The organism is Microbacterium nanhaiense (assembly GCF_014646015.1).
GTDB classification, from domain to species: domain Bacteria; phylum Actinomycetota; class Actinomycetes; order Actinomycetales; family Microbacteriaceae; genus Microbacterium; species Microbacterium nanhaiense.
Genome location: NZ_BMMQ01000001.1, coordinates 488,522 through 510,951, shown reverse-complemented (window position 1 = coordinate 510,951; position 22,430 = coordinate 488,522). Strand labels below are relative to the sequence as shown.

At 69.6% G+C, this 22,430-nt stretch carries 20 protein-coding genes; 7 read left to right on the top strand and 13 right to left on the bottom strand.

The annotated features are described in order from the left end of the window. The first annotated feature begins 40 nt into the window (after positions 1-40). Both nagE and IEX05_RS02535 read left to right on the top strand, forming a co-directional pair. Entirely contained in the window at positions 41-1,963 is a 1,923-nt protein-coding gene (gene nagE, locus IEX05_RS02540; RefSeq protein ID WP_188699803.1) for an N-acetylglucosamine-specific PTS transporter subunit IIBC, read from the top strand. Between the two features lie 48 nt (positions 1,964-2,011). Next, entirely contained in the window at positions 2,012-2,659 is a 648-nt protein-coding gene (locus tag IEX05_RS02535) for an NUDIX hydrolase (RefSeq protein WP_188699878.1), read from the top strand. Here the strand turns inward: IEX05_RS02535 and IEX05_RS02530 are convergent. Genes IEX05_RS02530 through IEX05_RS15175 form a run of 4 tightly spaced genes read right to left on the bottom strand, consistent with a single transcriptional unit; the run spans position 2,656 to position 6,788 of the window. Continuing rightward, positions 2,656-3,825, bottom strand: a complete 1,170-nt coding sequence (locus tag IEX05_RS02530) for a DUF6716 putative glycosyltransferase (protein WP_188699802.1) — start codon at positions 3,823-3,825, stop codon at positions 2,656-2,658. The two genes, IEX05_RS02535 and IEX05_RS02530, sit on opposite strands and share 4 nt — an antisense overlap. A gap of 10 nt (positions 3,826-3,835) precedes the next feature. Beyond that, on the bottom strand, positions 3,836-4,708 hold the full coding sequence (locus IEX05_RS02525) for an N-acetylneuraminate synthase family protein (RefSeq protein WP_188699801.1): 873 nt from the start codon (positions 4,706-4,708) through the stop codon (positions 3,836-3,838). Next, positions 4,705-5,883, bottom strand: a complete 1,179-nt coding sequence (locus IEX05_RS02520) for an acylneuraminate cytidylyltransferase (RefSeq protein WP_229661076.1) — start codon at positions 5,881-5,883, stop codon at positions 4,705-4,707. Before IEX05_RS02520 ends, IEX05_RS02525 begins: the two co-directional genes overlap by 4 nt. Beyond that, a complete protein-coding gene (locus tag IEX05_RS15175; RefSeq protein WP_229661075.1) occupies positions 5,880-6,788 on the bottom strand; it encodes a hypothetical protein in 909 nt (302 codons plus the stop codon). Before IEX05_RS15175 ends, IEX05_RS02520 begins: the two co-directional genes overlap by 4 nt. A gap of 140 nt (positions 6,789-6,928) precedes the next feature. Here IEX05_RS15175 and IEX05_RS02515 point away from each other — a divergent pair, with 140 nt between their 5' ends. Continuing rightward, positions 6,929-7,975: an FUSC family protein gene (locus IEX05_RS02515; protein WP_188699799.1), complete on the top strand. Its 1,047-nt coding sequence runs from the start codon at positions 6,929-6,931 to the stop codon at positions 7,973-7,975. Here IEX05_RS02515 and IEX05_RS02510 read toward each other — a convergent pair whose 3' ends face one another. From IEX05_RS02510 to IEX05_RS02485, 6 genes are read right to left on the bottom strand one after another with little or no spacing between them, the layout of a single operon-like run. Continuing rightward, a complete protein-coding gene (locus IEX05_RS02510) occupies positions 7,976-8,779 on the bottom strand; it encodes a shikimate dehydrogenase family protein (RefSeq protein WP_188699798.1) in 804 nt (267 codons plus the stop codon). Next, positions 8,776-10,278 carry an endolytic transglycosylase MltG gene (mltG, locus tag IEX05_RS02505; RefSeq protein WP_188699797.1) on the bottom strand — a complete coding sequence of 501 codons (1,503 nt, stop codon included), beginning with the start codon at positions 10,276-10,278 and terminating at the stop codon, positions 8,776-8,778. Before mltG ends, IEX05_RS02510 begins: the two co-directional genes overlap by 4 nt. 10 nt (positions 10,279-10,288) lie before the next feature. Continuing rightward, on the bottom strand, positions 10,289-10,753 hold the full coding sequence (gene ruvX, locus IEX05_RS02500) for a Holliday junction resolvase RuvX (protein ID WP_188699796.1): 465 nt from the start codon (positions 10,751-10,753) through the stop codon (positions 10,289-10,291). Then, a complete protein-coding gene (gene alaS / locus IEX05_RS02495) occupies positions 10,750-13,410 on the bottom strand; it encodes an alanine--tRNA ligase (protein ID WP_188699795.1) in 2,661 nt (886 codons plus the stop codon). Before alaS ends, ruvX begins: the two co-directional genes overlap by 4 nt. Before the next feature lie 31 nt (positions 13,411-13,441). Further along, positions 13,442-13,621, bottom strand: coding sequence for a hypothetical protein (locus IEX05_RS02490; protein ID WP_188699794.1), 180 nt, complete (start codon positions 13,619-13,621; stop codon positions 13,442-13,444). Positions 13,622-13,658: 37 nt separating this feature from the next. Beyond that, the gene (locus tag IEX05_RS02485; RefSeq protein WP_188699793.1) at positions 13,659-14,192 is read right to left on the bottom strand and encodes a hypothetical protein; all 534 of its coding nucleotides are present in this window, start codon (positions 14,190-14,192) and stop codon (positions 13,659-13,661) included. Positions 14,193-14,305: 113 nt separating this feature from the next. Between IEX05_RS02485 and IEX05_RS02480 the strand changes: the two genes are divergently transcribed. Together IEX05_RS02480 and IEX05_RS02475 are read left to right on the top strand one after the other, a co-directional pair. Further along, the gene (locus IEX05_RS02480) at positions 14,306-14,923 is read left to right on the top strand and encodes a GNAT family N-acetyltransferase (RefSeq protein WP_188699792.1); all 618 of its coding nucleotides are present in this window, start codon (positions 14,306-14,308) and stop codon (positions 14,921-14,923) included. 43 nt (positions 14,924-14,966) lie between these two features. Then, positions 14,967-15,563, top strand: coding sequence for a type II toxin-antitoxin system PemK/MazF family toxin (locus IEX05_RS02475; protein ID WP_188699791.1), 597 nt, complete (start codon positions 14,967-14,969; stop codon positions 15,561-15,563). A gap of 388 nt (positions 15,564-15,951) precedes the next feature. Here IEX05_RS02475 and rpsD read toward each other — a convergent pair whose 3' ends face one another. Both rpsD and IEX05_RS02465 read right to left on the bottom strand, forming a co-directional pair. Then, on the bottom strand, positions 15,952-16,581 hold the full coding sequence (rpsD, locus tag IEX05_RS02470; protein ID WP_188699790.1) for a 30S ribosomal protein S4: 630 nt from the start codon (positions 16,579-16,581) through the stop codon (positions 15,952-15,954). 155 nt (positions 16,582-16,736) lie between these two features. Then, positions 16,737-18,065 carry a replication-associated recombination protein A gene (locus IEX05_RS02465; protein ID WP_188699789.1) on the bottom strand — a complete coding sequence of 443 codons (1,329 nt, stop codon included), beginning with the start codon at positions 18,063-18,065 and terminating at the stop codon, positions 16,737-16,739. A gap of 104 nt (positions 18,066-18,169) precedes the next feature. On the opposite strand from IEX05_RS02465, the gene IEX05_RS02460 reads away from it, so the two are divergent. Beyond that, positions 18,170-19,561: a DUF349 domain-containing protein gene (locus IEX05_RS02460; RefSeq protein ID WP_373286276.1), complete on the top strand. Its 1,392-nt coding sequence runs from the start codon at positions 18,170-18,172 to the stop codon at positions 19,559-19,561. A gap of 51 nt (positions 19,562-19,612) precedes the next feature. After that, entirely contained in the window at positions 19,613-20,170 is a 558-nt protein-coding gene (locus IEX05_RS02455) for a hypothetical protein (protein ID WP_188699788.1), read from the top strand. On the opposite strand, the gene IEX05_RS02450 is transcribed toward IEX05_RS02455, so the two are convergent. Beyond that, complete coding sequence (locus tag IEX05_RS02450; RefSeq protein WP_188699787.1) at positions 20,140-22,386, bottom strand: RelA/SpoT family protein; 2,247 nt, start codon at positions 22,384-22,386, stop codon at positions 20,140-20,142. The genes IEX05_RS02455 and IEX05_RS02450 overlap by 31 nt on opposite strands. Positions 22,387-22,430: the final 44 nt, after the last annotated feature.

Genomic DNA, 22,430 nt, shown 5'->3' with positions numbered 1-22,430 from the left:
TCTGGGAAGTCCCTATTACTTCTCTGCTCGGAGACCCCGAATGAAGTTCTTACAGAACCTCGGCAAATCGCTGATGTTGCCGATCGCCGTGATGCCCGTGGCCGCCATCCTCATGGGAATCGGCAACTGGATCGCGAATACCGCGGGCGAAAACGTCTTCTCCGTGTTCCTCCTCAGCGCGGGAGAGGCCGTCATCGGCAACCTCCCGCTGCTGTTCGCCATCGGCATCTCCTTCGGCATGGCGAAGAAGTCCGACGGCGTGGCCGCCCTCGCCGGTCTCGTCTCCTGGTTCGTCGTCACCACTCTGCTGGCGCCGGAGACCGTCGGCAAGTTCCTCGGCATCGCCGACGTCGCCGACGTGGATCCCGCCTTCGGTGCCGTGGAGAACGTCTTCGTCGGCATCCTCTGCGGCCTCATCGGCGCGTTCTCCTACACGAGGTTCGCCGAGACGAAGCTGCCGGACTGGCTGGCGTTCTTCTCGGGCAAACGATCCGTGGCGATCGTATCGGCCGGGCTCTCCCTGGTGCTCGCGGCGATCCTGTTCTTCGTCTGGCCGGTCGTGTACGGCGCCCTCGTCGCCTTCGGCGAGTGGATCGTCGGGCTCGGGCCGTTCGGTGCGGGGCTCTACGGCATGTTCAACCGTCTCCTGATTCCGACGGGCCTGCACCACGCCCTCAACTCCGTGTTCTGGTTCGACGTGGCGGGCATCAACGACATCCCGAACTTCCTCAACGGCACGGGCGAGTTCGGCGTCACCGGCATGTACACCTCGGGCTTCTTCCCCATCATGATGTTCGGCCTGCCCGGTGCAGCGCTCGCGATGTACGTCACCGCGAAGCCGGGCCGCAAGAAGGTTGCGGGCGGCATCCTGTTCTCCGCCGCGTTCGCCTCGTTCTTCACCGGCATCACCGAGCCGCTCGAGTTCTCGTTCATGTTCCTCGCCCCCGCCCTCTACGCCCTTCACGCCGTGTTCATGGGCATCTCCCTCGCGGTTGCCGCGATCCTGCCCACCCGCATGGGCTTCGGCTTCTCGGCCGGCGCGATCGACCTCGGGCTGGGCTGGACGAACCCCCTGGCGCAGAACCCGTGGATCCTGCTGCTGCTCGGCGTGGCCTGGTTCGTCATCTACTTCCTCGTCTTCACCTTCGTGATCAAGCGCTGGCAGTTGAAGACCATTGGCCGCGAAGACGACGAAGACGTTCCCGCCGAATCCGGAGATGGCGGCGTCGACACGAAGTATGCCGCCACGGCCGCGCGTTTCCTCACCGCCCTGGGCGGCAAGGAGAACATCACGAGCCTCGACAACTGCGCGACCCGCCTGCGGATGGAGGTGGCCGACGTGGCGAAGGTCGACGACAACGCGCTGAAGCGTGCAGGAGCCGCGGGCACGATGAAGCCCGGTGGAAAGTCCGTGCAGGTCGTGTACGGGCTCAACGTGCAGTTCGTGAAGGACGCCATGGAGGGCATCATGTCGGGCGCGATCACCCCGCCCGGCGATGACGTGCCCGCCGCGATCTCGGCGACCGAGACGGTGCGGACCGTCACCGACACCCAGACGCGCGTGGTGCGCCTGCTTCAGCCCATCGCCGGCCAGGTGAAGCCGCTCAGCGCCGTGCCCGACCCGACGTTCGCGGAAGAGATCATGGGCCCGGGGCTCGCGATCGAACCCATCGGCGACACCGTCATCGCGCCCGCCCCTGGCCGCGTCGGCCACGTGTTCGACACCGGCCACGCCGTCGCGATCGTCACCGACGACGGCATCGAGGTGCTCGTGCACGTCGGCCTCGATACCGTCGGCATGGCCGGCGACGGTTTCACGACCCTCGTGCAGACGGGCGACATCGTCGACGAGGGCACCCCGCTGCTGCGGATCGACCTCGACAAGATCCGCGCCGCCGGGCACCCGACCATCACCCCCGTCGTCGTCCTGAACGCGGCCGACGCGAAGGTCGAGTTCCGGTAATAGCATCGACACGTGACGTCGTCGGCATACGCGCAGCTGCGCGAACTCATGGCCCGGGCCGGTTCCGCTCCCCTGTGGAACCCGCCCGGGCCCGTGCTGTCCGGATCCGCGACCGCCGCGGGCGGTGCCCGACCGGCGGCCGTTCTGGTGCTGTTCGGCGTGCTCGACGACGTCCCCGCGGAGCATCACGCGGCCGCCGTGCCTCGCGACCTCGACCTGCTGCTCCTGACCCGCGCCTCGACCCTGCGCTCCCACCCCGGCCAGGTCGCGTTCCCCGGCGGCCGCGTTGACCCTGGTGACCGTGACGCCGTCGCGGCCGCCCTCCGCGAGGCGCGCGAGGAGACGGGCATCGACACCGACGGCGTCGAGGTGCTCGGATCCCTCGCCGAACTGTCCCTTCCGCACTCGCGGCACCGCGTCACGCCCGTGGTCGGATGGTGGCGCTCGCCGTCACCGTTCCGGGTCGTCGACGAGGCCGAGAGCCAGGCGGTGTTCCGCGCGCCCGTCGCCGACCTCGTCGATCCGGGCAAACGGGTGACCTGGGTCGCGGGTGCGAACCGCGGGCCGGCCTGGAACCTCGAGGTCGACGGACGCCCCCAGTTCCTCTGGGGTTTCACCGCGGGGATCGTCGACGCCCTGCTCACGAAGCTCGGCTGGGCGGAACCGTGGGATCGCTCCCGCGAGGTGCGACTCTAGCCTCGGAGCAGGTGCTTGACCCGTCGCCCGAGGCGCACCACCGAGCGCGCGGGACGCCCCACCGCCGCGACCGAGCGTGCCCGCAACGATCGGTCGCGGTCGCCCACCGCGAGGTGCCGCTCCCACGCCTCGCGCGCCCGAGAGATCCTCGGAACCTCGCGGGGACGGGGACGCGCGACGAGTTCTTCGAGCATTCGGATCCACGTGTCGGCGTCCGGATCGTGGAAGTAGTTGTCCTCGAGCCACCCCGGGTCGGGAAGCCGGAACCGCCGCGCGATCACGTCGTCCTCGGATCCGAGCAGGCCGCTTCCCTCGAACACGACGTTGATGAGCTCGGCGGAGACCCCGAAGGCATCGAGCGCGATGACCGGTACGCCGCGCGCGGCGGCCTCGATCGCGGCGGTCGAACTGACCGTCATCAGACCCTCGGCCGTCGCGAGCGCCTCCGACATCGGCGCGTACGACAGCACGAGGTTCGACGGCCTCTCGCCCAGGAGTTCCGGGTAGCTGTCCGTCTCCCTGTGGGTCTCGTGCTCCCCCGGCCTGCCCCGCAGCTTCACGACGACGCGACGCGACGGATCCGCCTCCGCGGCGGCGACGAGCAGCCGCGCGACGCGGATCCGATCCTCGCGTTCGCGCGGCACGATCGCCTGCGCGGCGAAGACGAGATCCGTGCCGGCCGTCGCGCGTTCGCCCACGGGCCGCGCGAACGGCAGCGTCGCGAGCGCGAAGGACTGCGCGATGCCGCGTTCGCGCGCCAGCGCTCCGAACTCGCGAACCTCGCGGTGCGAGTGCAGCACGAAGAGATCACATTGGCGGCGGAAGTGCAGCGCGCGCCACGTCGCAGGAACGGAGATGCCGGGCAGGCCCGTCACGATAACGGGCCGCGGATCGATCCGCGCCGCCGTGCGGGCCACGACTCGCGCGACGGGCCCCCGTGCCGCGACGAGCACCGCGTCGCACCCCCGAAGGATCCCGGCGAGTTCATCGAGGCCCGCCCGCCGGACGGGTATGTCGATCCCGGCCGTCGCCGCTCGCAGCTGCGCATCGCTCACGACGAGCTCCGTGTCGAGCACGACGAGCGCGCCGTCGACGCGCGGATCCGCGACGAGCGCGCCGCCCCACTTCACGTACGAGTCGGTGTCGGCAACCGCGACGATCCTCACCGACGACGCCTCACGCGCCGACGCGGCGGAGCTTGGCCTTGGGGGCCTCCTCGCCCGGGAAGACCCGCTTCACGCCGTCACCGCGGGCCTCCTCGATGATGCGGATATCGCGCACGAGCGTCGACAGGCCGCCCGGCTCGAGCGACGCCGCGTGGTCGGATCCCCACATCGTCCGGTCGAGGGTGATGTGGCGCTCCACCGCTACGGCGCCCATCGCGACCGCGGCGAGCGAGATCTGGAGCCCGCGCTCGTGACCGGAGTACCCGACGGGCACGCCGGGGAACCGGTCGCGCAGGACGGGGATCATGCGCAGGTTCGCCTCGTTCGGCTCCATCGGGTAGGTGGACGTGGCGTGTAGGAGCACCAGCTTGTCGGTGCCGAGCACGGCAACGGCGCGGTCGATCTCCTCCATCGTCGACATGCCCGTGGAGAGGATGACGGGCTTGCCAGTGGCGCGCAGCGCCTCCAGGAGTTCGATGTCGGTGAGGCTCGCCGAGGCGACCTTGTGCGCGCGCACCCCGAGGTCTTCGAGGAAGTCGACGCTCGGCACGTCCCACGGCGACGCGAACCACTCGAGCCCGCGCAAGGTCGCGTAGTCGCCGATCTCGATGTACTGGTCGCGGTCGAACTCCACGCGGTACCGGTACTCGAGGTAGCTCATCGTGCCCCACGGCGTCTCGCGCTGCACGTCGCGCATGTGCGCCGGCGTCGAGATCTCCGGCGTGCGCTTCTGGAACTTCACCGCATTCGCGCCGGCGTCTGCCGCGACGTCGATCAGTTGCTTCGCGATCTCGACGGAGCCGTTGTGGTTGAGCCCGATCTCGGCGATGACGAAGGCGGGCGCGGTGCCGCCGATCTGGTGCGATCCAATGGTGACGCTCATGAACGTCTCCCTTCTCGTGGTGCGGTCCGCGCAGCCAGCACGCGCTCGGCGAGTTCTCGCACGGCGCCGTGCCCGCCGGGGCGGGTGAGTACGGTGCGCGCCGCGGCTGCGGCGAGCGGGTGGGATCCGGGCACGACGATCGGCCAGCCGACCGCCTCGAGGGCCCCGATGTCGTTGACGTCGTTGCCGACGTACGCGATGCGTTCGAGCGGGATGCCGGCGCTGGCCGCCCACTCCTCGAGCGCGGCGCGCTTGTCGCGGGAGTTCTGGATGACGGCGACGCCGAGCTTGCGGGCGCGCGCCGAGACGACCGGATTGCGCTCCGTCGACAGGATCAGCACCGGGATCCCCGCGTCGCGGAGCATGCTCACCCCCATGCCGTCGGAGCGACTGATCCGCACGTGCTCCTCGCCGTACTCGTCGACGCCCGCGCCGTCGTCCGTGTGCACGCCGTCGAAATCGGTGACGACCGCGAGCACGTCGATCGGCTCGGGCGGGGCGACCAGCGGCGCGAGCGCCCGCGCGGCGGCGAGCTCGTCCGGCGTATCGATCTCGATCGCCGTCGCCTCCGGCACCTCCACGACGCGCACCCGACCGAAGAAGCGGTGCCCCGCACGGCGGAAACCGTCGGCGGACATGACGTAGAAGGCGCCGGTCTCGACGTATGCCGGATCGCGATCCTGACGGCGGGGCCGGTGCGACGCATCGTGCCCGAGGGCCTCGGCGAGACCGTCGCGTTCGGTCCAGAAGAACTCGTACGATTCCCGTGCGGAGAAGCAGCTGTCTGCCTCGCCCGACGCGACGAGCTCGCAGGCGCGCCCGAGCTCCGCGGCCGGGATGAACGGGCTCGTCGCCTGCAGGAAGGCGAGCACCTCGACGCGCACACCGCGCTCCGCGAGCGCGTCGAGCGCGTGCACCAGGGCGGTCTCCGAACTCGCGTGGTCGCCGGAGAGCTCCGCCGGCCGCCAGACGATCTCGGCGCCCGCGTGCGTCGCCGCGTCCGCGATCTCCGGGTCGTCCGTCGACACGACGATGCGATCGATCCTGCCCGAATCGAGGGCGGCGCGCACGGCGCGCGCGACCAGCGGGATCCCGCCGACCCGGGCGACGTTCTTGCGCGGAACGCCCCGGGATCCGCCCCGCGCGGGAATGACCGCGACCGTCTCCCCCCTCACAGGGCCAGCTTCGGTCGCTCGTCGAGCTCGTACTCGCGCACGACCGACTCGGATCCCGCGAGCACCCGCCGCAGCGTCACGGCGGCGCTCGACGGCAGCGTGACGATCTCGCGGGGCCGATCCTGCGCGGCGAGCACGAGTTCCACGGGCAGTCCCGTGTGCACCACCGTCACCCCTGCGAGGCGCGCGATCTCCGCGAGGGCCTGCGGGCATTCGCGCCGGTGCGGCAGGTAGGCGGCCGGGCTCCCCTGCGCCTGCCTGCGCACCCATGCGACGTAGTCCGAACGATCCAGGAGGCCGTCCGCGACCCGAGCGGTGCCCAGGATGACGCGATCCGCATCGAGCGGCCGCGCGATGCGGGTGCCGCGGATCCACTCGAAGCCGTGCCGCGAGACCGTCGCGCCGAGGCTGTGCACCCGCGCGAGTCGCGCGTCGCCGAGCGGGAAGGCCGTGAACAGCTCCACTGTCCCTCGACCCGCGCGCAGCTGGATGAGGTCGAGCGCGAGCGGAGTCACTTTGCGGAGCACGGCGCCCTCGCGACCGGCTCGCGGCCGCGCGTATCGGCGCGTGCCGGTCAGCGAGTCGGCGAAGGCAACGGCGTTCAGGCCGTCGTCGAGGAAGGTGATGCGCCTCGGTCGCAGCACGGCGGCCGCGAGACGGAACTGCCCGGAGAACCCATCGCCCACCAGCCAGTGCTCATGCCTCGACAGCATGCGCCACGGGATGCCGTAGAAACCCACCTGCTCGCCGAACAGTGCTCCGCGCGAGGCGACGTCGTTGACGGTGTTCTCGACCTGCGCCGTCAGGCGTCCGGCCACATCGACCCGCGTTCCGCGCGCGTGCGCCCACTCCGCGGCGCCCAGCACCTGCAGCGGCGACTCCACCCACGCAAGAGGCGACGACATCGTTTCTCCCGTCGATCTGACACCGCCGGGTTCCCGGCATGACGTCACTTTGCGCGCGCCGCGTGAACACAGCCACCCTCGCGGGTGACCTCCAGCTGAACCGAATGTGAACCGTCGCATCGGCGCGTACCGTGGACACCATGAAGGTCATGGCCGCGATCCGTGCGCAACGGCGCTCGCCGCTGCTTCACATCGTGAAGTCGGCCGTCGCCACGCTCGCCGCGTGGCTCGTCGCGCTGATCCTCATCCCCTCCGGACCGCCGCCCGTCTTCGCGGCGATCGCCGCCCTGCTCGTCGTGCAGCCGAGCCTCAACCAGTCGTTACTCAAGGGCGTCGAGCGTTCGATCGGGGTGCTCGTCGGCGTCATCATCGCGTCGCTTCTCGCGCTGCTTCTCGGATCCGCGCCCTGGGTCGTGCTGCTGGCCATCGTCGTCGCGCTGATCGGCTCCTGGGCCCTGAAGATGACGCCCGCGACGACGAACCAGGTCGGCATCAGCGCGATGCTCGTCATCGCGCTCGGCGCGGCCACGCCCGACTATGCGCTCATGCGCGTCGTCGAGACGGCGCTCGGGGCGCTGATCGGCTTCGCCGTGAACCTCATCCTCGTTCCGCCGATCGCCGTCGCGCCCGCGCATGCGAAGCTCGACGTGCTCGGGGCGGAGATCGCCGCGACCATGGAACGCCTGGCGTCGGCGCTCGAGGAGCCCCAGACCCGGGCGCAGCGCGAGGAACTCCTTCTGACGGCGCGGCTGCTGCGTCCGATGCGCGAGCAGGCGGAGTCGGCGCTCGACGATGCGACCGATACCCTCGCGCTCAACCCGCGCAGCCGCCGGCACCGCGGCGAGCTCGATGAGGTGCGGGCGCTGCTCGAACGCCTCTCACCCGTCGTCACGCAGGTTCTCGGTATGACGCGCGCCTTCTACGACCGATACGACGATGACGTCTCGCGCGAGACCGCCGTGATCGGCATCGCCGAGCAACTGCGCCGCGCGGCGCACGATGTGCGGCTCGCGCTGCGCCAGACCGGCACGGCCGCCGTGCCCGCCGAGACGACCACGCTCCCCGCGCTCACGCGGCCCTACACGATCACGGCGCCGACGGGCGACCACTGGATCCTCATCGGCGCCCTGCTCGAGGACCTTCGGCGGATCCACGAGGAGATCACCGAGGACATCGCGAAGGGCTGATCAGGCCAGCGCCGCCCGCATGGCCGCGACGACGGCCTCTTCGTTCGGAAGCTCGACGCGCGGATCGCCGCTCACGAAGATCCGCACCTGGATCACGGCCTGGTGCAGCAGCATCGCGAGCCCGTCGTGCGTCGCGGCCGGCCACGCCGCCGCGAGCGACGTCGGCCACGGGCTGTACGCGACGTCGAACAGGGTGCCGCCGAGCTCACCGAGGCGCGCCGCGGCCGCCGGATCCAGCTCGGTCCCGCCAGGCAGCGTCGCGATCGTGAGATCCGCGGTGCCCGAGGGCGCGTCGAGCGGCGCGATCGACACGGCGATCCCGGCGCGCTCGCCGAGCCCCACGAGCGGCGCGGCGGCCTCGGGGCGGCGCGCCACGACCTCGACGTGTTCTGCTGCAAGCTCCGATAGGGCCACGATCGCCGAGGTTGTCGTCGCACCCGCCCCGACGATCCGCACGCGGCGGGCCTCCGCCGCGCCGACCTCCCGCAGCGCCCGCGCGAGGCCGCCGACGTCGGTGTTGAACCCCGAGACGGCGGATCCGCCGAAGAAGAGGGTGTTCGCGACGCCCGTGAGTTCGGCCCACCGGTCGCGGCGGGCGGCCGCGTCGAAGGCGTGCGACTTCAGCGGGTAGGTCAGGGCGAGGCCCCGCACTCCGCCCTTCGCGATCTCGGCGGCGAAGCCGTCACCGCTCACCTCGCGGCGGTCGAAGCTCCAGTCCAGACCCAGCGCGCGATACGCCGCGAGATGGAGCTGCGGCGACCTGCTGTGCGCGATGGGCGAGCCCCAGACCTCGAGGTGCGTCACGAGCACCCCGCGTTCTCGGGATGCTCGTCGCACCACGCGTGCAGTTCCGCCTCGTTCTGCTGCTGCTCCTCGTAGGTCTCCGAGAACTTCGTCTCACCGGTCTCGAGGTTGACCGCGACGAAGTAGAGCCAAGCGCCCTCCTCGGGATGCATCGCGGCCTGGATCGCCTCGTCGCCCGGGTTGGAGATCGGCCCGGCGGGCAGCCCGGTGTGCACGTAGGTGTTCCACGCGTTGTCGTCGGCGAGCGCCTCGGCCGAGGTGAACACGCTGCCCGAGTGCATCTCGCCGTAGCCGTACTGCGCCGTCGAGTCCATCTGCAGCTTCATGTCGATGTCGAGACGGTTCTCGATCACCGCCGACACCTTGCCGAATTCTCCGGCGGGAGCCTCGCGCTGGATGATCGAGGCGATGGTCAACACGCGCTCCTCGTCGCCCGCGGGCACTCCCGCTCGTTCGAGCGACTCTCGCGTGCGATCGACCATTCCCTGCACGACCTCGGTGATCTCGGTACCCGGCGTGAAGTCGTAGCTCGTGGGGAAGAGCCAGCCCTCAAGGGTGTCGGCGTCGACACCGTAGTCGCCGGGATTCTCCAGGGCCGCGCGCACGTCGTCTTCAGAGATCTCGAGCGCCGTCGCGATGATCGGCACGACCTGCTCGACGGTGTACCCCTCCGGGTAGACGATGCCGGGGAGCTTCGATTCCGGATCCTGCAGCGCCGCGAGCGCGGCGGCCGCCGTCATCTTCTGCTGCAGGCTGTACGCACCCGGCACGAAGTTGGGGTTCTGCTGCATGTCGACGAGCATGTTGTAGAACACGCCCTCGGTGAGCGTGACGCCCGCCTCGTGGAGCTTCTGCGACACCTCCCAGCCGGTGTCGCCCTTCTCGATCATGATCGTCGCCTCGCCCGTCGCGAGCCCCGATTCGTAGTCGGTCGGCTCGGCGTTCCAGCCGAAGAAGTCCGCCACCGGTCCGCCGATGCTTCGCACGAGGGCGTAGCCGCCGAACGCGAGTCCCGCGATCAGGGCGAGGATGATGAGGATGATCACGATGGCGCCGCCGCGGCGCTTCTTCGGCCCGATGGCGTGGCTTCCCGTCGTCAGCAGCGTGCGCAGCTCGCCCGACGAATGCTCGTCGGCGGGCGCGAAGGATCCGATGCTCGTCGTGACGGTCTGGGCGGGCTCGGCGGTCCGCTGGCCGCGATCGGGCTCGGCGGTCCGGCCGCTGCGTGCGGGCTCTGAGGTTCGGCCGCCGCGATTGGACTCTGCCGGGCGCTGCTGGCGAACGCCGATGAACGGTTCATCGGATCGGGTGGCGCGATCCGACACGAAGGGGTCGGTTCTCGTCTCTGGCGCGGCTTCCGGGGCCGGCGCCGCGCCGCCCGTGACGAACGGGTGCTCCTCGCTCGCTGCGGCTACTGCTTCGGCCCACTCGCGGGCGCGCAACTCACGGAGCTCGCGCCGGGTCAGGCCCGTGCCTTCGGGGGAATCAGGCTGGGTCATTTCGGCTACATTACTCCTCGTCGACCACGAAACCGGGGGCGCTGCCCGTGCGTTTCTCGGTGTCGACCGCGTGTTGCAGGAAGACCACGGCGGCGATCTGGTCGACGATTCCGCGGGATTTCTTCTGCGAGCGTCCGGACTGTCGGAGCGCCGTGTGCGCCGTGACGGTGCTCAGGCGTTCGTCGACCATGCGTATCACCGTGCCGGGGAGCGCGCGGTGCAGCTCCGCCGCGAAGGCGCGCGCATCGGCCGTGGAGGGGGTGTCGCCGCCCTGCATGTTCAGCGGCAGGCCGACGACGACCTCGATCGGGCTGTACTCCGCGGCGATCGCCGTGATGCGTGCGATCGACGATTCATCGCGGGGCACGGTCTCGACCGGCACCGCGAGCATGCCGTCGGGATCGACGCGGGCGACGCCCACACGGGCCTTGCCCACGTCGATCCCCAGGCGCACACCGCGCCGGAAGCCGCTCACAGCGCCTCGACGGCGTTCCGGATTGCGTCGAGGGCCGCGTCGATCTTCGACGCATCCTGGCCGCCGCCCTGCGCGAGGTCCGGCTTGCCGCCACCACCGCCGCCCAGCACGCCCGTGGCGACCTTGACGAACGCCCCGGCCTGCGCGCCGGCCTCGCGAGCGCGCTCCGTCGTCGCGACCGCGACGATCGGGCGACCGCCGGCCACGCCGACGAGCGCGACGACGGCGGCTTTGGAGGCGACGCGCTCGCGCACCTGCGTGACGAGCGTGCGCACGTCATCGGCGGATCCGACCTCGCCGAGCGACTCGGCGACCAGCTGGACACGGCCGGCGACCTTCGCCGATGCGGCGAGCTCCGGAACGCGCTGCTGCAGCTGCTTCGCCTCGAACTGAGCGATCTGCTTCTCGGCGCGCTTGAGGTTCGCGGTAAGCTCGGCGATGCGGTCGGCGAGCTTGTCCTTCGGGGTCTTCAGCGCGCTCGTCAGCTCGTTCACCAGGCGGCGCTCGGTCGTCAGCTCGCGGAAGGCGTCGATTCCGACGAGCGCCTCCACGCGACGGTTGGACGCACCGACGGACGACTCGCCCGTGAGGGAGATCAGCCCGATCTCGCTCGAGCGTCCCACGTGCGTGCCGCCGCAGAGTTCGCGCGACCAGGGACCGCCGATGTCGACCATGCGGACGGTCTCGCCGTACTTCTCGCCGAACAGCGCCATCGCGCCGGCGGCCTTCGCCTCGTCGAGGCTCATGACGCGCGTCGTCACCTCGAGGTTGTCGGAGATGGCGTTGTTCGCGATCTCCTCGATCTCGGTCTTCGTCGCGGTCGACAGCGCCTGACCCCAGGTGAAGTCGAAGCGCATGTAGCCCGCGCGGTTCAGCGAACCGGCCTGGGTCGCGCCCGATCCCAGGGTGTCGCGGAGCGCGGCGTGAACGAGGTGCGTCGCGGAGTGCGCGGCCTGCGCGCGTCGGCGGTTAGCGGAGTCCACGACGGTCGTCGCGGCGTCGCCGACGGCGACCTCCCCGGAGTGCACCGTCACCGTGTGGCTGACGAGGCCGGGCACGGGGCGCTGCACGTCGAGGACATCCAGTTCGAAGCCGTTGCCGACGATGGTGCCCTTGTCGGCGACCTGGCCGCCCGATTCCGCATAGAGCGTCGTCTCGGGAAGGATCACCTCGACGACCTGACCGGTCGTCGCCCGATCGGCGGGGACGCCATCGACAATGAGGCCGAGGACGCGGGTCTCGGTACGGAGCTCGTCGTAGCCGAGGAAGGTCGTCTCGCCCGCGGCGCGGAACTCGCGGTACACGCTGAGGTCGGCGATCTGGCGCTTGCGCGACTTCGAGTCTTCCTTGGCGCGCTCGCGCTGCGCCTTCATGAGCGAGTCGAAGCTGTCGCGGTCGACGCCGAGGCCCGCCTCCTCCGCGATCTCGAGGGTCAGATCGATCGGGAAACCGTAGGTGTCGTGCAGCAGGAACGCCTGGTCGCCGGCGAGCTTGTCGGATCCTTCCGACTTCGTCTTGGCGACGGCCGTGTCGAGAATCGTCGATCCCGCCGTCAGCGTGCGCAGGAAGGTCTCCTCCTCCGCGAAGGCGTAGTTGGAGATGCGCTGCCAGTCGGTCTCGAGCTCGGGGTACCCCGCCTTCATCGCGTCGCGCGAGGCGGTGAACAGCTCCGGGAAGGTCGCCTCCTCGACGCCCAGCAGGCGCATCGAACGCACCGTGCGTCGCATGAGGCGGCGCAGGATGTAGCCGCGACCCTCGTTCGAGGGCGTGACGCCATCGCTGAGCAGCATGAGCGACGAACGCACGTGGTCGGCGATCACGCGGAAGCGCACGTCGTCGGTGTGGTCGGCGCCGTAGCGACGGCCGGACAGCTCGACCGCGCGGTCGAGCACGGGGCGGACCTGGTCGATCTCGTACATGTTCTCGACGCCCTGCTTGAGGAAGGCGACGCGCTCGAGACCCATGCCGGTGTCGATGTTCTTCTGCGGCAGTTCGCCGACGATGTCGAACTGCGTCTTGCTCTGCACGTTGTCGATGGCGTACTGCATGAAGACGAGGTTCCAGATCTCGAGGAACCGGTTGTCGTCGACCGCGGGGCCGCCGTCCTGGCCGTACTTCGGTCCGCGGTCGAAGTAGATCTCCGAGCACGGACCCGCGGGGCCGGGCTGGCCCGTCGTCCAATAGTTGTCTTCGCGGCCCAGCCGCTGGATCCGGTTCGCCGGCAGGCCCGCCACCTTGCGCCACAGCTGCTCGGCCTCGTCGTCGTCTTCGTAGACCGTGACCCAGAGATCCTTCTCGTCGAAGCCGAGGCCGCCATCGGTCTCGCTCTTCGTCAGGAGCTCCCACGCGTATGCGATCGCCCCCTCCTTGAAGTAGTCGCCGAACGACCAGTTGCCCATCATCTGGAAGAACGTGCCGTGACGGGCCGTCTTCCCCACCTCTTCGATGTCGTTCGTGCGGATGCACTTCTGCAGGTCGGCGGCGCTCTTGAACGGCGCGGGAACAACGCCCGTGAGGTACGGGATGAACGGCACCATGCCGGCGATCGTGAACATGATCGACGGGTCGTCGCTCACGAGCGACGCCGACGGCACGATTTCGTGATCCTTCGAACGGAAGAAGTCGAGGTAGCGGTTGGCGATCTCCGCGGTCTTCATATGAGGGGTGTGTCCTTTTTCGAAGGGGAAGTTACTGCGCGCTCTCGCGCTCGACCTCGGCGTGGTAGGCATCGGTCAGCGCGCCCGTGAAGCCGCTGATCCGGGCGTCGATCGACGCGAGCAGCTCGTGACCACGCGGATCCTTGTTCATGAAGTGCGCGGCGACGAAGCCGCCGATGATGCCGAGCAGGAACAAGGCCACGTTCTTCATGTCATCTCCATGGGTCGCGAGCAGACGTCGTACCATCCTATGCCGTGTGGGCCGAGGATTCGCGCCGAGATCGCACGCGGCGCAACTCCCTCACGACGAGGATGGGCGTCAGGAACACGGCGAAGAGCGGCAGGCCGACGGCGCCGAGCGCCAGCACGGTGCCCGAGGGCTCCCCCATGCGGCCGATCCATACCTTCCGAGACCCGAAGACGTCCCGCGCGACGAGGTATTCGCCCTCGTAGCTCTCCAGCGTCGACTCGCAGGTGATACTCGTCGCGCCGCTCACCCTCCTCGTCTGCTCGAAACCCTCCCGCGGAGTCATCCACCAGAGCGTGTCCTCCCAATCGAGCGAGGGCCCCGAGGTGACCTCGCCGTCCGAGATGCACTGAACGAGGCCGAGCATTCCGGCCCGCCCCGACACCCACACGCCGTGCGCGCCGTCCGACACGGCGATCGTCCGCCCGAGCGGCACGGGTTCGGCCTCGTCGACGGAGCGCGCGACCGGAACGACCCACAGGATCCAGATCAGAGCGGTGCCGATGAGGCACGCGACAACGAGCGCCCACAACATGTGCCGCCGAGCTCGCTCCCGGGACGATTCAATTGCCACACTGCATCATAGGATGGCGCAATGCCCACCCCGATCGCATTCCGGGAACTGCCCTCCGCCGCTGCGTCACCATCATGACTTCTCCGCGTGCCCCGAGGCGATCGATCCTCGAGACCCGACGGCTCTGGCTCCGCGAGCTGCACGCCGGCGATCTGCCGGCACTGAAGCGGATCCTGCAGGACGATGTGACGATGGCGGCCTACGAAGGCGCATTCGATGACGCCGCGGTCGATGGGTGGCTTGCACGCCAGCTCGATCGATATCGCGACGACGGCTTCGGACTGTGGGCGGTCGAGCTGCGCGATAGCGGCGAAGTGATCGGGCAGGCCGGGCTCACCTGGCAGAACATCCTCGGCGACCGCGTGCTCGAGGTCGGATACTTGTTCAATCGCGCATTCTGGCATCGGGGCTACGCGACCGAGTCAGCTTCGGCGTGCGTCGCGCACGCATTCTCCCAACTGGCCGCTCCTCGGGTATGGGCGCAGGTGCGCGACACCAATATCGCCTCGATGAACGTCGCGATCCGCCTCGGGATGACGGTCCGCGGACGTTTCGTCACCTCGTATCGCGGCATCGACATGCCGCACCTCGCCTTCGCAATCGACGGCACGTCCGATTCTCCAGGATCCGTCATGCTCAGGTCGCAGAATCCGCCCTTCCCTCGCGGGCGCGGAGCAGATTCTGCGACCTGAGTCGTGGCGGGGCGTCGGCGGGGTGCCCGAATAGGCTGAGGGGATGGCGAAGAATCTCTTCTGGAAGGCCGTCGAGTTCGGCCTCGACGCGCTGCTGCGCTCCGGCAGCACGAAGCGGGGACAGCGGGGCGCGGCCCCCACGCGTCCCTCGGCCCGTCCGCGCGGCGGATCCGGAACGACTGCCCCGGCGCGACGTCCGGCGGCCCCCGCAACGGACGTCCTGTCCCGTGGGACCGCGACGGTCGAGGTGGATCCGGCGACCGCCCGCGACGTGCGGCTCGAGTATTCGCCGCACAAGGACGGCCATCCCGACGCCGGTGAGATCGTGTGGACCTGGGTGCCATACGTCGAGAACGACGGCCGAGGCAAGGACCGCCCCGTGCTCATCATCGGCCGCCACACCGCCGATCGCGTCTACGCCGTCAAACTCACGAGCAAGGAGAAGCCGGGCCGCGACGACCGGCTCGGCATTGGATCCGGGCCCTGGGACTCGAGCGGGCGCGCATCGTGGGTCGACATCGATCAGCTCTACAGCGTGCACCACGACGGTCTCCGCCGCGAGGCTGCCGCGCTCGAGCTCGACCGCTTCTCCCGCGTTGCGGCCGCACTCCAGGCACGCTTCGGCTGGACCGCGCGGTAGCCGCACGCCCTCCACACGCCACGAGAATCGGAGAAATCACGAGAATCGGAGCCACGCCGGCCATTCTTCCGAGTTTCGTGATTTCTCCGACATCCATGACGTGCCGGACAGCGGAAAGGGGCCCCGGCTGACGCCGGGACCCCTTCCATACCAGTACTCATTGGCCGCTTCGCGGCCCGAGCACTCCGCGCCTCTTATCGAGCCGCGTAGAGAAGGGGCCCCGGCTTGCGCCGGGACCCCTTCCATACCAGTACTCATTGGCCGCTTCGCGGCCCGAGCACTCCGCGCCTCTTATCGAGCCGCGTAGAGAAGGGGCCCCGGCTGACGCCGGGACCCCTTCCATACCAGTACTCATTGGCCGCCTCGCGGCCCGAGCACTCCGCGTCTCTTATCGAGCCGCGTAGTACTCGACGACGAGCTGCACTTCACAGGTCACGGGGACCTCAGCGCGCTTCGGGCGAGCGACGAGCTTGGCCTGGAGCTTGTCGAGCGACACCTCGAGGTACGAGGGGACGGGCGGCAGGACATCGGCGTGACCGCCGGCGGCTGCAACCTGGAAGGGCTCGAGGCCCTCGCTCTTTGCCTTGACCTCGATCGTCTGGCCCGGCTTCACGCGGAAGGAGGGGCGGTCGACGATCTTGCCGTCGACGAGGATGTGGCGGTGAACCACGAACTGACGAGCCTGCGCCGTCGTGCGGGCGAAGCCCGAACGGAGCACCAGCGCGTCGAGACGCATCTCGAGCAGCTCGACGAGGTTCTCACCCGTCAGGCCCTCGGCGCGGTTCGCCTCGTTGAAAGCGATACGCAGCTGCTTCTCGCGGATGCCGTACTGCTCGCGCAGACGCTGCTTCTCGCGCAGACGCACAGCGTAGTCGCTGTCGGCCTTGCGCTTCGTGCGTCCGTGCTGGCCGGGGCCGTACGGGCGCTTCTCCATGTAGCGAGCCGCCTTGGGCGTCAGCGCAACGCCGAGCGCGCGCGACAGACGGACCTTGCGGCGGTCCTGGGACTTGGTAACCATTGAGGTTCCTTTCACGTGCCGTCCATCGACGGCTTCACGGGCGTACATTCCGCCTTCTTCCACGCGCGGGCGTACGCCGGAGTACCCGCAGGAATTCGCGAAGGGGATGTGCTCGGATTTCGAGCCTCACAAGTCTAACAGAGCGGACCCTGAGATCAGTCTCCGACGATGCGGCGGATCTTCTCGAGCCGCTCGGACACCTCGCGCTCCGCCCCGTGCGACGTCGGCTCGTAGTATCGCGTCCCGCGGAGCGCATCCGGAAGGTACTGCTGGGTGACCACGCCGCGCGGATCGTTGTGCGGGAACAGGTAGCCCTTCCCGTGCCCGAGGCGCTTCGCCCCCGCGTAGTGCGCGTCGCGGAGGTGCAGCGGCACGACGCCGATCCGCCCGGCCCTCACATCGGCGAGTGCCGAGTCGATCGCGTTGATGACGGCCCCCGACTTCGGGGCCGTCGCGAGGTAGATCGTCGCCTCGGCGAGCGGGATCCTCGCCTCCGGCATCCCGATGAGCTGGACCGTGTCCGCGGCCGCCACCGCGATCTGGAGCGCGCGCGGATCCGCCATGCCGATGTCCTCGGCGGCGTGCACCATCAGCCGGCGCGCGATGAAGCGGGGATCCTCCCCCGCCTCGATCATGCGTGCGAGGTAGTGAATCGCCGCGTCGGGGTCGGATCCCCGGATCGACTTGATGAATGCGCTGATCACGTCGTAGTGCTCGTCGCCCTGGCGGTCGTAGCGCAGAAGCGCGCGATCGACGGCCTGCGAGACCTGCTCGGCGGTGACGCTCGGCGTCTCCCCCTCCTCGGCCTCGCTCACCGCGACGCCGGCGGCGGCCTCGAGCGCCGTCAGGGCGCGCCGGGCGTCCCCCGAGGACAGCGCGACGATCGCGTCGCGGGCCTCGTCTTCGAGTTCGACGGATCCGTTCAGCCCGCGAGGATCCGAGACGGCGCGCTCGACGAGCGTCGCGAGATCTTCGTCGGTGAGCGGCTTGAGCGTGAGGAGCAGCGAGCGCGACAGCAGCGGCGAGATCACCGAGAACGACGGGTTCTCGGTTGTCGCCGCAATGAGGATCACCCAGCCGTTCTCGACGCCGGGCAGCAGCGCGTCCTGCTGCGCCTTCGTGAAGCGGTGGATCTCATCGAGGAAGAGAATCGTCGACTGCCCATACAGGTCGCGCTGATCGAGCGCCTGCTGCATGACCTCGCGGACATCCTTTACGCCGGCGGTGATGGCCGAGAGCTCCACGAAGCGGCGGCCCGAGCTACGGGCGATCGCCTGGGCGAGCGTCGTCTTGCCCGTGCCGGGCGGACCCCAGAGGATCACCGACACCGTCCCGGGCTTGCGGGCCTCCGGATCCGCGAGCGCGACGAGCGGCGAGCCGGGACCCAGCAGGTGCCGCTGACCGGCGACCTCGCCGAGCGACGTCGGCCGCATGCGAACCGCGAGCGGGGTCTGCCCGCTGAAGAGAGCTCCGGAGGATGTCATCCCCTCGAGACTATCGCGCGCGAACGCGCGGGAATCCCGCAGATGTCATAGGCTGAGGAGGTCCCTTTCCCCTTCCCGCGGACCACCGCGATGAGGAGCCTCCCGTGTCGACTCCCGACAACACCACCGACAACACCAGCACCGACGCACCGAAGCCCGGTTCTGTGCCCTCCCCCGCGGCCTTCGCAAAGCGCGCGAAGCCTGCCGCGCCGACGGCCCCCGCGGCCGACACCGCCGTTCCGGCTACTCCCGCCGTCCCTGCGACGCCGGGCGCCAGCGAATGGGGCCGCGTCGACGAGAACGGCGTCGTGTCCGTCCGCGAGGGCGACGACTGGCGCGTCGTCGGCGAGTACCCCGACGGCACGCACGAAGAGGCCCTGCAGTACTACGTGCGCAAGTTCGATGAGCTGGCGTTCAAGGTCGTTGCCATCGAACAGCGTCACCAGGCGGGCGGCGCATCGGCCTCCGCCCTGCGCAGCCAGGCCGCCCAGCTGAAGAGCGAGGTCGTCGGCGCCGCCGCGGTGGGCGACCTGAAGGGCCTGGAAGAGCGCCTCGTCAGCATGGTCGATGCACTCGCGGAGGCCGCGTCGCAGGAGGCCGCCGCCCAGCGCGCGGCCGTGGACGCGGCAATCGCCGAGCGCGAGGCCATCGTCGAGAAGGTCGAGGCTCTCGCGGCCCGCGACCCGCAGCAGGTGCAGTGGAAGCAGACGACCGCCGAGCTCAGCGGCCTCTTCGACCAGTGGCAGGAGCACCAGAAGAACGGTCCGCGCCTCCCGAAGAACACCGCGCAGGCGCTCTGGAAGCGCTTCCGCGACGCCCGCTCGACGGTCGAGCGCGCGCGCCGCGCCTTCTTCGCCGAGCTGGACGACGTACACAAGGCCGCCAAGCAGACGAAGACCCGCCTCATCGAGCGCGCCGAGGCCCTCTCCTCGCAGGGCGAGGACGGGATCCCCGCCTACCGCAACCTGCTCGACGAGTGGAAGCGCTCCGGTCGCGCGGGCCGCAAGGCCGATGACGCCCTGTGGGCTCGGTTCAAGGCCGCGGGTGACGTGCTCTACGGTGCGCGCCATGAGCGCGACCTTGCCGAGCAGGAGGAGTCGAAGCCGCGCATCGAGGCGCGAGAGGCGCTCCTCGCCGAGGCCGCGAAGGTTGCCGATATCGCCGATCTCAAGGCTGCTCGCCAGACGCTCACCGACATCCAGCGCCGCTGGGACGAGACGGGTCGCGTGTTCCCGCGCGAGGTCGAGCGCGACCTCGACGGCCGCATGCGCAAGATCGAGCTCGCCCTGAAGGACCGCGAGGACGTCGACTGGAAGCGCAACAACCCCGAGACGAAGGCGCGCGCCAACGACATGGAGTCGCAGCTGCGCGAGTCGATCGCCGGATTCGAGAAGGATCTCGCCGAGGCGCGTGCCGCGGGAGATGAGAAGGCGGCGAAGGAGGCCCAGGAGGCCATCGACGCCCGCACCGCCTGGCTGCGGGCGATCGGCGCCTGAAGTTATCCACACCCGGTGACATGAGGGGCCGTGGCGCGAGATGATCGCGCCATGGCCCCTCATGCGTTCCCCGGATCCACGGCCCTCTCGGCCGCCGAGATCTCCGCGGCGCTGCTCGACGGCGAGCTGCGCCCAGCGACCCGCGACGCGTGCGCATCGATCGCGATGCCGACAAACGAGATCGTGCGCGCCGAGTCCGCGGCCGGCTGGCTGCCCCCGGGTCACGCGGCGGTCTTCACGACGGCGGCCTGGATCCACGGCGCGCTGCCCCGCGAGCCGCTCACCTACCATGCGCAGCTCGTCGAGGGCGCGCCGAAGCGGCGCGTCTGGCGCGCGGGCGTGACGATCCGGAGCTGGCCCATTCCGCGCACCGACCTGGTCGTGCTCGGAGGCACGAACGTCACGAGCCTCGAGCGCACCTTCTACGATCTCGCGCGCGTGCATCTCGCTGATCCGCGCGACGAGATCGCCCGCGCCCTCGCGTGGTTCCTGGCGCGCGCGGAGCTTCGCGAGCGGATCCTCGTGTGGCTCGCCGCCGGCCGGCGGCTACGCTACACGCGGATGGTCGCCGCGATGGTTCACGAGGAGGTCACGCGGTACACGTCGTAAACGCCCTCGATGCGGCGCACGGCGTTGAGCACGCGGTCGAGGTGCACCGTGTCTCCCATCTCGAACACGTAGCGGCTGATCGCGAGCTGCTTGCGCGTCGTCTGGACCGAGGCCGAGAGGATGTTGACGTGGTGCTCACTGAGCACGCGCGTGATGTCGCTCAGCAGGCCGCCGCGGTCGAGCGCCTCCACCTGGATGTGCACGAGGAACACGGCCTTGGTCGTGGGCGCCCACGCGACGTCGATGAGGCGATCCGGGTCTTCGCGGAGCGACTTCACGTTGGTGCAGTCTGCCCGGTGCACGCTCACACCGCTGCCGCGGGTGACGAAGCCGACGATCTCGTCGCCGGGCACGGGGGTGCAGCACTTCGCGAGCTTCACGAGGATGTCGTCGGCGCCGCGCACGAGAATGCCGGATTCGCCGGTGCGCGGTCGGTGTCGGGGACCGCCGGTGAGCGCGACCGAGCCGGTGTTGTCATCGACCTCGTTGAGCGCCGACTGCACCTTCTCCAGCACCGACTGCGACGAGACGTGCCCCTCGCCGACGGCGGCGTAGAGCGCGGAGATGTCGTCGTAGCGAAGCTGCGCGGCGACCTCCGGGAGCGCCTCCTTGAGGCGTGCGAACGACATGTTGTGCCGTCGCATGGCGCGCGCGATCGATTCCTTGCCCTGTTCGATCGCCTCTTCGCGGCGCTCCTTCGTGAACCAGGCGCGGATCTTGTTGCGGGCTCGAGTGCTCTTGACGAAGCTCAGCCAGTCCTGGCTGGGCCCGGCGTCGGGGTTCTTCGAGGTGAACACCTCGACCACGTCGCCCGAGGCGAGCTCGGTCTCGAGCGGCACGAGGCGTCCGTTGACCTTCGCGCCCATGGTGCGGTAGCCGATCTCGGTGTGCACCGCGAAGGCGAAATCGACCGGGGTCGCGCCCTTCGGCAGGCCCACGACGCGGCCCTTCGGCGTGAAGACGTAGACCTCCTTCGCACCGATCTCATACCGGAGGGAGTCGAGGAACTCCCCCGGATCCTTCGTCTCCGCCTGCCAGTCCGAGATGCGCGCGATCCACGCCATGTCGGCATCGGCGGCGCGCGGGTCGGGCTTGCCGCCCGTCTGCGCCATCCGTTCCTTGTACATCCAGTGCGCCGCGACGCCGTACTCGGCCTGGTGGTGCATCTCCACCGTGCGGATCTGGATCTCGACGGTGCGGCCGCCGGGTCCGATCACGGTCGTGTGGAGGGAGCGGTAGAGGTTGAACTTCGGCGTCGCGATGTAGTCCTTGAAGCGACCGGGAAGCGGCGTCCACCGCGCGTGGATCGCCCCGAGCACGGCGTAGCAATCGCGCACGCTCGGCACGATGACGCGAATGCCGATGAGGTCGTAGATGTCGTCGAACTCGCGTCCGCGAACGACCATCTTTTGGTAAACCGAGTACAGTTGCTTCGGGCGGCCCGAGACCGTGCCGCGGATCTTGAGGTCGGTGAGGTCCTTGCCGACCTCGTCGATGACCTTCTGCACGTACTTCTCGCGCTGCGGGGTGCGCTGCTTGACCAGGCTGTCGATCTCGTTGTAAATCTTCGGATACATCGCGGCGAACGACAGATCCTCGAGCTCGCTCTTGATCGCCTGGATGCCGAGGCGGTGCGCAAGCGGGGCGTAGATTTCGAGGGTCTCGGTGGCCTTCTTCTTCGCCTTCTCGGGCGGGACGAAGCCCCAGGTCCGCGCGTTGTGCAGGCGGTCGGCGAGCTTGATGACGAGAACTCGGACGTCCTTCGACATCGCGACGATCATCTTGCGCACGGTCTCGGCCTGCGCGCTCTCGCCGTACTTCACCTTGTCGAGCTTGGTCACGCCGTCGACGAGGAGAGCCACCTCGTCGCCGAACTCCGCCGTGAGTTCGTCGAGCGGATACCCCGTGTCTTCGACCGTGTCGTGCAACAGCGCCGCAGCGACGGCGCGCGGCGCGAGGCCGAGCTCGGCGACGATCTGGGCGACCGCGAGCGGATGCGTGATGTACGGCTCACCGCTCTGCCGCTTCTGGTCGCGGTGCTTCTCCTCGGCGATGCGGTAGGCCTTCTCGATGATGGCCAGGTCGCCGCGCGGGTGGTTGTAACGCACCGTGTCGATGAGCTTGCGCACCGACGCGTTCGGCTTCGCCCTCGTGAAGATCCGAGGCACGAGCCAACGCAGACTCGGGCCCGACGAGGTCGACAGTGGATCAGCCATCAATGTCTCCCGTCGGGCCCGAGCGCGCGTTCATCCCCTCATCT

What these genes read in the sequence shown, in the direction of transcription:
- IEX05_RS02465 (WP_188699789.1), bottom strand. Translation starts at nt 18,065, where the DNA reads ATGACATCCTCCGGAGCTCTCTTCAGCGGGCAGACCCCGCTCGCGGTT.
- IEX05_RS02515 (WP_188699799.1), top strand. Translation starts at nt 6,929, where the DNA reads ATGAAGGTCATGGCCGCGATCCGTGCGCAACGGCGCTCGCCGCTGCTT.
- mltG (WP_188699797.1), bottom strand. Translation starts at nt 10,278, where the DNA reads ATGACCCAGCCTGATTCCCCCGAAGGCACGGGCCTGACCCGGCGCGAG.
- IEX05_RS02450 (WP_188699787.1), bottom strand. Translation starts at nt 22,386, where the DNA reads ATGGCTGATCCACTGTCGACCTCGTCGGGCCCGAGTCTGCGTTGGCTC.
- IEX05_RS02485 (WP_188699793.1), bottom strand. Translation starts at nt 14,192, where the DNA reads ATGTTGTGGGCGCTCGTTGTCGCGTGCCTCATCGGCACCGCTCTGATC.
- IEX05_RS02480 (WP_188699792.1), top strand. Translation starts at nt 14,306, where the DNA reads ATGACTTCTCCGCGTGCCCCGAGGCGATCGATCCTCGAGACCCGACGG.
- alaS (WP_188699795.1), bottom strand. Translation starts at nt 13,410, where the DNA reads ATGAAGACCGCGGAGATCGCCAACCGCTACCTCGACTTCTTCCGTTCG.
- IEX05_RS02455 (WP_188699788.1), top strand. Translation starts at nt 19,613, where the DNA reads ATGGCCCCTCATGCGTTCCCCGGATCCACGGCCCTCTCGGCCGCCGAG.
- IEX05_RS02525 (WP_188699801.1), bottom strand. Translation starts at nt 4,708, where the DNA reads ATGAGCGTCACCATTGGATCGCACCAGATCGGCGGCACCGCGCCCGCC.
- nagE (WP_188699803.1), top strand. Translation starts at nt 41, where the DNA reads ATGAAGTTCTTACAGAACCTCGGCAAATCGCTGATGTTGCCGATCGCC.
- IEX05_RS02490 (WP_188699794.1), bottom strand. Translation starts at nt 13,621, where the DNA reads ATGAAGAACGTGGCCTTGTTCCTGCTCGGCATCATCGGCGGCTTCGTC.
- IEX05_RS02535 (WP_188699878.1), top strand. Translation starts at nt 2,012, where the DNA reads ATGGCCCGGGCCGGTTCCGCTCCCCTGTGGAACCCGCCCGGGCCCGTG.
- IEX05_RS15175 (WP_229661075.1), bottom strand. Translation starts at nt 6,788, where the DNA reads ATGTCGTCGCCTCTTGCGTGGGTGGAGTCGCCGCTGCAGGTGCTGGGC.
- IEX05_RS02475 (WP_188699791.1), top strand. Translation starts at nt 14,967, where the DNA reads ATGGCGAAGAATCTCTTCTGGAAGGCCGTCGAGTTCGGCCTCGACGCG.
- rpsD (WP_188699790.1), bottom strand. Translation starts at nt 16,581, where the DNA reads ATGGTTACCAAGTCCCAGGACCGCCGCAAGGTCCGTCTGTCGCGCGCG.